Annotated in this window: 10 protein-coding genes and 2 pseudogenes; 8 read left to right on the top strand and 4 right to left on the bottom strand. The window is 67.9% G+C overall.

The window, feature by feature from the left end; translation table 11 throughout:
• Positions 1-33 precede the first annotated feature (33 nt).
• Complete coding sequence (locus ACIBH4_RS34335) at positions 34-1,098, bottom strand: hypothetical protein (protein WP_362520191.1); 1,065 nt, start codon at positions 1,096-1,098, stop codon at positions 34-36.
• A gap of 827 nt (positions 1,099-1,925) precedes the next feature.
• Complete coding sequence (locus ACIBH4_RS34330) at positions 1,926-3,092, bottom strand: hypothetical protein (protein WP_362770208.1); 1,167 nt, start codon at positions 3,090-3,092, stop codon at positions 1,926-1,928.
• 171 nt (positions 3,093-3,263) lie between these two features.
• Between ACIBH4_RS34330 and ACIBH4_RS34325 the strand changes: the two genes are divergently transcribed.
• Both ACIBH4_RS34325 and ACIBH4_RS34320 read left to right on the top strand, forming a co-directional pair.
• Positions 3,264-4,442 (top strand): site-specific integrase, encoded by a 1,179-nt coding sequence (locus tag ACIBH4_RS34325; RefSeq protein ID WP_362770207.1) that lies wholly within the window; start codon positions 3,264-3,266, stop codon positions 4,440-4,442.
• Positions 4,443-5,267: 825 nt separating this feature from the next.
• Positions 5,268-6,200 carry a site-specific integrase gene (locus tag ACIBH4_RS34320; RefSeq protein ID WP_362770205.1) on the top strand — a complete coding sequence of 311 codons (933 nt, stop codon included), beginning with the start codon at positions 5,268-5,270 and terminating at the stop codon, positions 6,198-6,200.
• A 195-nt stretch (positions 6,201-6,395) separates the two neighbouring features.
• Here the strand turns inward: ACIBH4_RS34320 and ACIBH4_RS34315 are convergent, their stop codons facing one another.
• A complete protein-coding gene (locus ACIBH4_RS34315) occupies positions 6,396-8,060 on the bottom strand; it encodes a hypothetical protein (protein WP_362770203.1) in 1,665 nt (554 codons plus the stop codon).
• 92 nt (positions 8,061-8,152) lie between these two features.
• Between ACIBH4_RS34315 and ACIBH4_RS34310 the strand changes: the two are divergent.
• From ACIBH4_RS34310 to ACIBH4_RS34285, 6 genes and pseudogenes are all read left to right on the top strand, one after another.
• Positions 8,153-8,428 (top strand): annotated as a pseudogene (locus tag ACIBH4_RS34310) (hypothetical protein); the annotation flags it as partial.
• A gap of 343 nt (positions 8,429-8,771) precedes the next feature.
• Positions 8,772-9,029 (top strand): tyrosine-type recombinase/integrase, encoded by a 258-nt coding sequence (locus tag ACIBH4_RS34305; protein ID WP_362770220.1) that lies wholly within the window; start codon positions 8,772-8,774, stop codon positions 9,027-9,029.
• 201 nt (positions 9,030-9,230) lie between these two features.
• Positions 9,231-9,422: a hypothetical protein gene (locus tag ACIBH4_RS34300; RefSeq protein WP_362770201.1), complete on the top strand. Its 192-nt coding sequence runs from the start codon at positions 9,231-9,233 to the stop codon at positions 9,420-9,422.
• Between the two features lie 153 nt (positions 9,423-9,575).
• The gene (locus ACIBH4_RS34295) at positions 9,576-10,229 is read left to right on the top strand and encodes a hypothetical protein (protein ID WP_362520210.1); all 654 of its coding nucleotides are present in this window, start codon (positions 9,576-9,578) and stop codon (positions 10,227-10,229) included.
• 337 nt (positions 10,230-10,566) lie between these two features.
• Complete coding sequence (locus ACIBH4_RS34290; RefSeq protein ID WP_362770200.1) at positions 10,567-11,031, top strand: hypothetical protein; 465 nt, start codon at positions 10,567-10,569, stop codon at positions 11,029-11,031.
• Positions 11,032-11,248: 217 nt separating this feature from the next.
• The gene (locus ACIBH4_RS34285) at positions 11,249-11,809 is read left to right on the top strand and encodes an acyl-homoserine-lactone synthase (protein ID WP_362520213.1); all 561 of its coding nucleotides are present in this window, start codon (positions 11,249-11,251) and stop codon (positions 11,807-11,809) included.
• Between the two features lie 121 nt (positions 11,810-11,930).
• Here the strand turns inward: ACIBH4_RS34285 and ACIBH4_RS34280 are convergent.
• Positions 11,931-12,113 (bottom strand): annotated as a pseudogene (locus ACIBH4_RS34280) (hypothetical protein); the annotation flags it as partial.

Below are 12,113 nucleotides of genomic sequence, written 5' to 3'. Positions count from 1 at the left end.
GGTCATGCGGCAGGCCCTGCGCCCAGGCGCTCGTCAGCCCCCGGCTCCGGTTGGCTCAGCCCGCAGTTCCGCGGCGACTGCGCGTTCCCTGAGCTGGGCGGACTCGGCGCGCAGTGCCTCCATCTGGTCGCGTAGATCCGACAGGCGCATCTGTTCCATGGCCAATCGCATGCGCATCTCGTCACGTTCGGCGAGTGCCTCGGCGGCCCTGGCCGCCGCGCGCTCCTCCGCCTCGGCGATCTTCTCGGCGGCCCGTTCCTCGGCTTTGGCCACCCGGCGTGCCGTCCGCTTCTCCGCCTCGGCCGCCTGCTTGTCCGCTCGGTCGGCCCGTGTGCGCGCCTCGGCCGCCTCGGCCAGGGCTTCGGCATGGGCGGTCGCCGCGACGTCGGCGCGCGCCAGCGCCCGGTCCCGTTCTGCTTCGGCCGCCTCGGCACGCGCCGAAGCGGCCGAAGCAGAACGCTCGGCCTGTCCCCTGGCCTCCTGCGCGCTCGCGGCCTCCCGCAACGCCTGGTCGCGTTCGGCTCGTGCCCGCTCGGCCTGCTCCTGGTCGTGAACGGCCCGGGCCTCGGCACGGCGCGTCTCGGCCTCCGCGGCCTCCACGCGCTCGGCCATCTCCCGCAGCGCCGCGTCTCTGGCCGCTTCGGCCCGCTGGGCCCTGCGGGTGGCCTCCTGCTCGGCCTGCTTGGCCCGGCGTTCGGTGCTGGCCGCCTCGTGCAGCGCGGCCAGTGCCTGCTCCCTGGCGGTCTCCGCGTCGGCCAGGGCGTTGTCACGTTCGGCGTTGGCCTCCTCCACGCGGCGCGTCATCGCGTCCCGCTCGCGCCGGGCGTGCTCGGAAGCCTCCCGCGCCAGGCGTACCTGCTCGAAGGCCTGTTCCCGCTCGGTGCGCGCGATCGCCACCCGGGTGTGCGCCTCGGCCTGCACCGCGCTCACCTTGGCCTCCACCCCCGCAGGGCTCAGCTCCTGCGCCAGCACCTGCGCCAGCGGCGCGATCGCCGCGGTCATCCCCTTCTCCATGCGCTCGTAGAACTCCTCGGCTCTGGCCAGCGCCCCCTCAAGCCCCGGTGTCGCCCGCCGCATCTCGCGTTCGCGCTTGGCCACCGCCTGGCAGTCTCCCTGCGCGCAGTAGGCCCTCGGCCGTCCTCTCCCAGGCCTCTGCTCGATCGGCGTCCCACAGTGTTTACACGGCGTCATCGCACCCGGCTCCCGCATGCGCAGTAGCCTAGCATCTTTGATTTTCCAGAAATTAAAAATAAATAAATGAGATCTGTTGTGTCTCCCCCAGGTCCAAGTAACTACCGGGAATGTAAATTCCCGCAAGTTAGTGCGCCGAACGGGTCCGAGGGCGAGTGCTGCAAATCTGCACTGGGATGTCAGTAGAAATCTGCACGAGGTGTCAGCAAGCAGGGCAGAGGTACTTTTTAGCTACTGGTGATCATCTGCAGGGATCTTCTCCGAGGCCACATCACGCCGCCGGAGGCGTCGACGGGCTACAGGCCGCAGCGTTGCGCCGGATGTGTGGTCGCGCTGATGAGCGCCGGCGTAGCGAACCATGTGGGCCCAGATGGCTTGCCTTGAGAATGCGGTGAGGCTCGCTGCCATGCCGGGCACAGAAGTTCTTCGCTGCCCGCAGGGCGGCGGCGCCAGCCGCAGACAGGCCCCCGGGCTCACTGACATCACATGACGTTTCCGGGGCGGCGCGACGAGGAGAAGGCGCTCTGAACTGGGGGTTCGTCACCTGCTGTCAGTGGAAATCGTCATCAGGATGTCAGTGGCGCCTCTGTCGACGATGGGCAGCCTCGGGCCCGGTAGTTGGTTTTTCGCCTGGTCAGACTCGATTCCTGCACCTCTACGTCGGGGTGGAGCACGGTGTTGAGAGAGGCGTTTTCCTCCGTCGACGGCCGCTGTGGCGGAAGAGGGCGAGCGTCTCAGGGACGCTCAGGGAAGTCCTCGCGATGTGCGGCACCGCCTGCCCCCTCAGCCGATACGGCTTCCGGAGGCGGTTGAAGAGTGAGCAGACGGCTGATCGTCTGCTGGGCGACCTCTTCGCGCTGCTCGGCGGCCTGAGCACGGAGTTCGGCCCCTTCCAGCGCCTTGTGCAGCACCTCTAGCCGGGCCTCGGCCACCGCGATTGCGGTGCGTGCCTCATCGCGCTGGACGCCGGTTCGCCGCAGTTGCTCACGTTCAGTAGTGAGTTCCTCGCGCACCTGGATGGTCTCGGCGCGGGCCGCCGCGGCTTCCTGGTGCGCCTTTTCCCGGGCGGTCTCGGCGCGCTCGGCTCGGTCGGCAGCGGCTTTCAGATCGGTATGTGCCTGATTGAGAGCGGTGGTGCGGTCAGCCAGGGCGGTTTTCAGAATGGCGATCTGCCGGTCGTGTTCGTTGGCCGCGACGCGGGCCTGGCGACGTTCGGCGTCCAGGACACCCTGCAGAGCGTCGCGTTCGGAGGTAATGCGCCGGGTCTCGCGTTCGGCGACGGTGACGCGCTCGACGCTGGTGGTGGCGTTTTGCTGGGCGCGGGCGCGGGCTGATTCGTGCTCGCCGGCGGTGCGCCAGGCCACGCGTTCGGACTCCTCGGCGCGCTGCTGCGCCGCGGCGGCTTTTTCCATCGCCTTTTCGCTGGCGGTGATCGCGGCCTCGGCCTTGTCCTGAGCGGCGGTGGCGCGCCGGTCGGCGGTGGCGATGCGGTCGGCGGCACGCTGCTCGGCGGCCGCAGCGGCGGCGCGGGCCTCTTCGGCGGCCTGCTCGGCGGCATCGATCTGGGTGAGCGCGCCGGTAGTCGCGGCCTGTAGCGCCTCGGTGAAGGCGGCAAGCTGGGCGCTCCACTGCTCACCTGCGGCCAGCAGATCTCCGCTCAGCGCGCCGGTGCGGCGGAGCGCCTCGGTGACCGCCGGGGTGTGGGTGGCCGTGCGGGCGCGATGCGCGGCGGCGCGGCAGGCGTCCCCGCAGTACAGGGCCGGGCGGCCGCTGCGCCGACCGGTGGGCTCCAGTCGGTTGACGCAGCCCGAGCGGGCACACATCCGCCCCGTATCGGGATCATCCGGGCCCGTCTCCAGAGGTGCAAAAGGGTCGAACACGCGGGAAGGATCTTCACTCACCGGCAAAGAATAGCATCGTACCGTTCGCGAACGATCATATTTACGTACGTCACGAAACTAAATCTTGGAGATCGAGTGCCCTCGGGCAGGCTTGCGATAACTTTGCTTATCGCAAGCCTAAGAGCATCGAAATAGATCCGATGATCCTACGAATTAGCAGGGAGTGGCTGCATGCATCTGAAGCGCCCCAACAACGATGACGCGATGTCAGACCTTGGTGCCGGTGACGGTGCCGAAGTGGATGCCTCTCCCGAGGAGCCGAGTTCGCCCGGGACCGCGCTCGCCTGGCGCGCTCCGGTCGATAGCGCGGCACGGATGGACGATCCGGTCGTCTTGGACGGGGTGACGGTCATCGGCAATCGGCGCTCGGCCGACGAGTACGTGACCGAGGAGGCGGCGCGGCTGATCGCGGCGGCTCCGGCGGCCAACACCACCCGCGCCTACGCCCGTATCTGGGCCGACTACCTGTCCTGGTGCACCGCCACCGGCCGCACTCCACTGCCGGCCACCGCTGCCACCCTGGCCAGTTTCGTCGCCGAACTCACCGGACGTGGCCTGGCCCCGGCCAGCATCGACCAGGCGCTGGCCTGCGTGTCGTCCGCGCACGGCAAGGCCGGACTGCCCAAGCCGCACACCACCGCCGCCCGCGACGCGTTGCGCGCCTACCGCCGCACCTGGAGCACCCAACCCGGCAACACGGTGCGCAAAGCCCCGCCGATCACCATCGACATCCTGCGCAGCCTCATCGCCCACACCCCCGACGACACCCCCACCGGGATCCGGGACCGGGCCGCGCTGGTGCTCGGCTTCGCGCTGATGGGCCGGCGCAGCGAGCTCGCCGCCCTCGACTGCGAACACCTCACCTTCCCACGCCAGGGACTGGAGGTGTTCATACCCGTCAGCAAAACCGACCAGGACGCCGCCGGGCAGACCGTCGCGGTCCCCTACGGCTCACACCTTGCCACCTGCCCGGTCCGCTCGGTGCAGGCATGGCTGGCCGTGCTGGCTGAGCACGGCATCACCACCGGGGCGCTGCTGCGACCCATCGACCGCTTCAGCCGCATCGGCGGCACCCCCGGCTGGGCCGGCCGCGGCGGCCTGCGCCTATCGGGCGTCACACTGAACACCATCGTCAAGGACGCCGCTCTGCGCGCGGGCCTGGCCCACGCCGAACGCTACAGCGCGCACGGACTGCGCGCCGGTGGCGCCACCACCCTGGCCGACGCGAACGTGCCCACCGGCAAAATCGCCGAACAGGGCCGCTGGAAGCCCACCTCCCCCACCGTGCACGGCTACGTTCGCGCCGTCGACCGCTGGAAGGACAACCCCATGGGCAAGGCCGGGCTGTAGCGTCCCATTTTAACGAGATTAATACCTTGCGCCGGAACTTCGATGGGTAGCCATGCCGTCCCACGCCACTCTCCTCTCAACGAGTGGCATGAATCCAAGAACCCGACTCCACAAGACCAGGGGCACACCAATCACTCCACGAAACCCGGCGCGGTTCACCGGGGCTGCGACCATTGCAGTGAAGCGCGCCAGACAGGCTGTCTGGCGCGGGCAAAGATGACAGTTGCCAACGTTTGTTATCTGCACCCTCAGCTGGACTGCTGAGCGCACGGAATTTCGTGATTATGGTTGCCCGAAACGGGATCCTTGAATGGCGACAAGATCGAATTCGCATCAGGATGGTAACGAAAGCGGTCAGAAGGTGAGGTCTCCGGCTTTCGGAGGGCTGAGTGGCCGAAGATGGCTGCGACACTGCCGAGGAAAGGGAAATCCGGTGTGGTCGAAGTGGTCATCGTTGGTCGCCGGACTGGCATTGTCGGCTGGTCTGGTGGCGGTTCCGGCCGAAGCGTCGGTGACATGGGCGTCGGTTACGAAGGTGACGGCCTCACCCGCCCGGCAGACGACCGACTGCCCGGCAAGCGTGGGATTCTCTGCCGTTGTCCACCTCGGCAGGAAGGGTGTTGTCCGCTACCGCTGGGTCCGCGCCGACGGAACCAAAAGCGCAGTCAAAACCATTACGGCGCGGGGGCCCACTATTATCCCGTACATAAGCGATCATGGCGGAGCGGCGATCAGGAGAACCCTTCGCCGGGACGGTGCACGACTCCGGCACGTTATCCGGTACATTGCCCAGGCCTGTGCAGCGACCGCCGCCCGGCGGCCAGCATGAGCGCCGCGCCGAAGGTCACCGCCCTTCGCGGTGGAGGCGTCAGCCTCGCCGCGGCCGCCGACGCTTTCCTGGCCACCCCGCGCACCGCCAACCCCAACACCCACCGCTCCTACGCCTCGGCCATCGACCGCGTCACCGCACTGCTCGGCCGCGACCGGCCGCTCGCCGACGTCGCCGACGCCGAGATCGGCGCCGCGCTCACCGAATTGTGGGGCCGATGCGCGCCGGCGACCTGGAACCGCGCCGCCGTCACCTCCTGGCTGCTCTGGTGTCAGACCAAGAAACATTGGGCAGCGCCGTCGGTCCCGGCCGACGCCGAACGCCGCAAGGAGAGCGCCGACGAGACCCGCGCCGTCGCCAAGACCACCATCGACCGACTGCTGTCGCGCCGCGACATCCCGTTGCGGGAGAAGGCGCTCTGGCGGATGCTGTACGAGACCGCCGCCCGCGCCGAGATCCTGGCGCTGAACGTCGAGGGCCTTGACCTGGAGCACCGGCGCGCCCCCGTCCGCTCTAAAGGCGGCGCCATCGAGTGGGTGTACTGGGACCGTGGCACCGCCCACCTGCTGCCCCGGCTCCTCCGGCTCCCGGACGGCAGCACGCGCACGCACGGTCCGCTGTTCCTGTCCGAACGCCGCCCGGTCCCCGCCCGCCGTCCGGCGGCTGCCGACATCTGCCCCCACACCGGCCGCGCCCGCCTCGGCTACGACCGCGCCCGTGTCCTGCTGGAGAAGTACGCCGGGCTCGATCTGCACCAACTGCGCCACAGCGCCGCCACCCACCTCGGCGAAGCCGAAGTACCGCTGCAGCTCATCATGGGCAAGACCCGGCACAAGAACCCCCGCACCGCCATGCGCTACGTCAAACCCAATGCCGAAGCCATCGCCGCCGTCACCGAGGTCCTGGCGCCCCGCCGCCGTACCCACTGATCAACTGAGTGGCGGCTCGCCGGAGCTATAGGAGTTCCGGGCCGTCACGGTCGGGCGGCCCGTCGCTGCGCTGGGCATCGTACTGTCCGTGTGGCGCGCCCGCGAGCTGCTCCGCCTGGTGGAGCCCCTGCGCGCCGCCGCGCGGCCGGCATCGCCGGGGCCTACGAGAGAGGTAGGCCCCGGCTCCCTGGGACGCTATCCCGCTGGCTCGACGACGGTGACCACGTGATTGGTGCTCGTTCCCTTGACGGTCGAGCTCCCGACCAGCGTGACCGTGTAGGTGTGCTTCCCGGCCGTGGCCGGCGTGTCGGTGAAGGCGAACGTCCCGTCGGTGGTGGCGGCCAGCTTCTGACCCTTGGTGGTGACGGTGCCGTCTGGCGCGACGGCCCTGCGGCTGACGGTGACCGTCGTGCGCGGGTAGACGACGCCCTCGGCGGCGAAGGAACCGCTGAACTCAAGCAGCTCGCCGACTGCGCCCGTCGCGGGCCCGGTCACGGTGAGCGCCGGTTCGTACCTGGCCACCGTGACGGTCGCCGTCGCGTAGGCCCCGTAGTACCAGGAGTTGCCCGGCCAGGACAGGCGATACCTGAACGCCCCGATGCCTGGTGGGATGTCGGTGAACTCGTAGGTCCCGTCCGCCGCTGTGATGACCTCCCGGAAGGGCCGGTCGGTGCCGTCGGGGAGCCAGCTGTACAGTTCCAGCGTCTGCACGCCGGGGGTCGCCCCGGTGCTGAGCGTGAGCCGTCCGCTGATGGTCAGCAGCTTGAGCGCGTTCGCCTCGGCGGGCGCCGTCAGGGTCAGGGCCGAGGAGTGGTAGGGCGCGGACGGCAGCCGCCATAGGTGCATACGCCCGGTGCCGGGCTCCTTCAGTACCGCGAAGGTGTAGATGCCGTAAAAGCCGATGCTGCCCGGCACCAGCGCCTTTCCCTGGTGGCCGGCCGTGTAAATCACCTCTCTCGTGGTCGCGTCGTAGACCACGAGCTCCGCCGCGTCACCCAAGGCGGAGTTCCAGCCGCCCACGACGTAGTAGCCGTTCTCGCTGGCCGCGACGGTGGCGGCCAGGTCGTGCCCGGCCGGCCCCTTCTCGTCGTAGGCCTGGGCCCGGTCGAAGGTCGTGGTGTCCCAGGCGTCGAAGCGGTGGGTGCCGGACGGCACCGGCAGAACCGCCGACCCTTGGTAGGCGAGGGCCAGGTCCTCCAGGGGCGGCAGCCCGTTTGCGTCGCCGAGAATCTCGCCGAGCGGGTTGCCCGGGTCGCGGTTGACGTCGTACAGCCTGACGGTGGCGGGGCTGACTCCCGGTTCTGACACGGCGAGGAAGGCGCCGGCGACTGCGACCAGCGGAGGCCTGGTCGTGGCCGGCCCGACCTTGGCGAGGATGGGGGTGGCCCGCACCTCGAGCGCGACGACCCCTCCCTCACCCGCCCCGCCGCAACCGTACCCGATCCACAGCCGGTTGTGGGCCTGCGCCAGCGTGGACGGGCACGGATAGGCGGACAGATCGATGCGCCGGGTGACGGCGACCGTGGCGGTGTCGATCTCGATCACCTCATGCGTGCCGCTCAGCGTCGCGTACACCTTCCTGGCGCCGTCCGGCGCGGACAGGGCGGTGACTCCGGACAGGCCGCCGATCGTGGTGACGGCCTCGCCGTCGAGGTGCGTGACCACGATCCGGTCGTCAGCGGCGACAAAGACCTTGCCGTGGCCGGCCACCAGGTCCCCGCCCATGCCCGCGACCCCGAGGTCGGCGACGAGATCGGCGGCCGCGGCGGGGGCTGGGACGGCGAGCAGGCTCGCCGCCAGGAGCAGAGACCCGGCCGAGGCGACTAATCGGCTGATGCGTTCAGAGGCTGAAGGACGCACATGCACTCCGTTCTGAAAGACGATCTTCGTTCTTCGAACGTATATTCGCATGTTGCGCCATCCCCGTGAAGGGCTAGTCGCCGAGTTTCTGAATGCGGTCCTTAACCAGGGTGGTCGCGATGGCCGCCTTGTGCGGCTGCCCCTTGAGGAACGCCCGGGCGAAACTCTGGCCTGGTCGGGGCCCTGGGTCGTTCCGGACCAGGGGCGGCCGCGAGCGACGTCACGAGGCGGCGCTGTTCTTCCTGGTCAGTGGCGTCGGCCTGGTGCTCAGCTCTGCGCCGCTCTGGATCTCCCGGTACGTACTTGAGCTGGAGACCCCGGACGTGAGCGTGGTGACCCAGGAGATCGCCGACTTCATAAGCGCACAGATCGTCGGCACGCTGATCGCCATGATCTTCCGCTTCTGGGCGCTCAGGAAGTGGGTCTTCCCCGACGAGAAGCCCTCAGTCCGGCAGCGTGCGATTGGCTCCCGCTCCCGACTCCACGGACGAGGCGGCTTGATGACGGCGAATCCAGAAGCCGTTTCGGCGAACGGACTGCTTCATGCCGCTGCTACGCCCCACGAGCCCGGCCTCGCACCGGGTCGCCGAGCGCCCCAGTATCCGCCGAAACGTCCCGTTGCCCCCTTTGCCTGTTCGCTCTCGCCTTGGCGATCGACCTTCGATCTCCAGGTTTGGCGGCCCATGACACGCTGGTTAACGGCACCCCGACATCTGCCCGCACACCGGCCGCGCCCGCCTCGGCTACGACCGCGCCCGCGTCCTGCTGGAGAAGTACGCCGGGCTCGATCTGCACCAACTGCGCCACAGCGCCGCCACCCACCTCGGCGAAGCCGAAGTACCGCTGCAGCTCATCATGGGCAAGACCCGGCACAAGAACCCCCGCACCGCCATGCGCTACGCCCGCCCAGGCAGCGAGGCCGTCGCTGAGATCACCGGCATCCTCGCCCCACCACACCGAACTCACTAACCGCAGATCAGAGCCATATCCGTTGGATTTCCGCTGTTTGCTACGGGGACCCCAAGAAGATCGGGGAAGCTGAAGTACTGCCCGGCCTTCCCCGGCCGGTTCGGCTCGATCGAAGACGCTCGCGTCTTCCGCCAGGAGTCCTACGCCTGGTACAACCACGATCACTACCACTCCGGGATCGGCTATCACCATCCCGCCGACGTGCACTACGGCAAGGCCGGCATGGTCCGCGATCGGCGTGTCCACGTCCTGGCCACCGCCCAGGCCGCCTGTCCCGAGCGTTTCGCCTCCGGTGGCACACCCACCCTGCCCGATCTGCCCGGACCGGCATGGATCAACAAACCCAACGACCTGGACCAGAAGAGCGAACAAGAAAAGCTGACACGGAATTAGACCAGTTCAGCTGCCTTGATCAAATTGACAGGTTCCGCGTCGACCTTCTTACTTGCGCGGAGCAGGCTGGCCTGAGCCGGACGCTGACGTGCCTTGACAGCACCCTTCCGGATGAAAGGCTGAGGTTCTTCTTTCTGGTCAAGGAGGACCACGATGACCGCGACGCCCCCCGAAGCTCTCACCTCAGACCCCGCGGCACCGCAGATCGCACAGTCGCTGGCAGAGATCCGCGCCAAGGGCACGGGCCTGTTCTCCCGGGCGCTGGTGATGGCCAACGGAGACCTCTCCTTCGACGAGGCGCACAGCTACAAGACCCCGGTCGCGGGAGCGCGTTCCGGGGGGACGACGCGCTACTCCCTGACAGATACCAAAGACGCCAGCCGCAGCTACCAGGGACGCGTCGACAAGGCGCAGGCGCGCATGTCCAAACAGGACAGCGAGGTCGCCGTCCTGCAGGAAGCCTGGGACTGGATCGAGGCGCTTCATTCCTCGTTCCCTCATGACGCCCACATCCGGGTCGTAGTGGTCGGCAACATCGGGCCGTGCACCGGATGCAAGGCCCGCCTGAAGCTGTTCCGGCAGGACCTCATCGGCGTGTTCGGACCCGGGCGGGTGATCGTGGAAAGCGTCTACGACACCAGCCAGATGTTCATCACGAAGGACTACGAAGAGAAGTACGAGGACTACGAGACGGGGGCCACGAGCACGGTCTCGACGACCTACGGATACGAAGGCGCGACGGTGGAGGCCTACCGGCCGCCGGGTGCTCCGCAGAGCGTGTCGTACTGGCTGTACCAGGTGGGGTAGGTGGTCCCGGGGCAGTACGGCTGCCGAGCTCGTCGGCATGGTGATCACGCCACCCACGACGCTTGGCCCTTTGAGCTGCAGCGAGGTCTTCCCCAGCGTCCGCGCCACGGAGGGGGCCTGATGGTAGCGGCACAGAAAACAACGGATATGCAGGTCAGCGGTCTCTCTTCCGGGCTGTACTCGAAGACCCTTACAGGGGGTTCCGGTAGTAATGGGCTTTCCCTCGTAACGTAGAGACATCGCCTTAAGGGGGAAACGGCGACGACAGCTTGAACCCGAGAAGTACACCGTCAAGCACTTCCGGGCGGCGTGTGAGCGGACGGGCGTTGCCCAGTCAATGGGCCTGGTCGGCTCCTCCCTCGACGACGCCGCCGAATCGCTGTTCTCCAGCCTGGAATTTGAGCTGTTTCGTATCCTGGGCCCGTTCGTCACTCGTGAGCAAGCCCGCCGCGCGGTCGCGGTCTGGGTCGATGACTTCGACACGATGCGGCTGCACTCGGCCAACGGGATGTGCTGCCCGGTGGAGTACGAACACCAGCGGGCCGCTATGCGGCCGAAGAGGGAGGTCCCTACGGTTCAAGGCATCGTCACTTCGCGACGATGCGGACACGGTCAGTTACTCGCGGTTAATGCTGGTAGTAGTCACATCACATGGCAGACCACTAAAAAACGGCAGGCAACAAACACCACGCAACAGAATCACGGGGTGCTCCTGTCCTGGCGAGGGCACAGAAAGTGCTTGACCCGTCCCGCCCAGGGCGTATGGTCCGATCAGGAAGGTTTCTTACCGGTTCGCCGGTGAGGTGGTCACGCTGGGGGTGTAGCCGGACTGCTCGTCAACGAGTGGCGCGACAAGGTGCAGCGCATGCCAAACGCCAGCCAGTGGGTGGCGCGGGACCCGATCACTGGAGAGATACGACATCGACGCCGGTAACCATTCATTGACCAGCCCTATGGGGTGCGTACAACGGATTGTCGTCGGCCGCACGGATGATCTCCCGGCGTGGTTACTCACCGGCATGTTCCGCCTCCGCTACGAGGTGTTCTACGAACGCCTCCGCTGGGACGTCGACAGCTTCCACGGAATGGAGCGAGATTCCTACGACGACTGCGATCCGGTCTATGTGATCAGCCATGGGGAGGTCTGCCGGGAGGTCACAGGGTGCTGTCGGCTCCTGCCCACCGACGGTCCTTATATGATCCCCGACGTCTTCTCCGAGACGCTGCGCGGCGCCCCTGCTCCTCGTGATCCGAGCATCTGGGAGCTCAGCCGCCTGGCCACTGGCCGGGCCTGGCCCCGCACTACGGCAGCGGGTTTCGGCACGCTTGCCCTTGCGCTGCTCCGGGACGCGTTTCGCTGGGTTGATCGGTACGGTGACACGGTGGTCGCGGTCTCAGGCGTGGCCCTGGAACGGCGCCTGCATGTCATGGGTGTTCCCACCCGGCGTTTCGGTGACGGCAGGGCGACGCGCCTTGGCCAGCTTCTGTGTTCCGCCTATGCCGTCTCAACCCAGGCCTTCCTTGAGAACGCGCCTGCCGCGCCAACGGCGGCGACGATTCCCTGCCAGGACGAGTCCTAGGTAGTACTTCGTTAGGTTGGTTCGGGTGGGTGGTGTTCTGGCCGTTCTGTGGCAGTTATGTCGCGGTGGCAGCTGGGGCACGTGCCGGTCCATCCCGGAACCTGTCAAACCTGCTGAGACATCAGGCTACTTGTGGCGTTTGTGCTGAGGTCTCGATCTGGAGGGGCGTGGATGGTTTGTTGATCCATACCCGAGTGGGCAGCGGCGGCGGGCAGGGGCGACGGCCGTGGAACCGTTCTGGGTGGGCCAGGAAGGCCGCGTTCAAGGTGGCGGCCCGCTTGGCGTGGATCTCGACCGAGGAGCC

This window comes from Streptosporangium sp. NPDC050284 (assembly GCF_044459525.1).
GTDB lineage: Bacteria > Actinomycetota > Actinomycetes > Streptosporangiales > Streptosporangiaceae > Streptosporangium.
The sequence above is the reverse complement of the archived record's forward strand: the minus strand, read 5'-3'. Positions and strand labels throughout refer to the sequence as shown.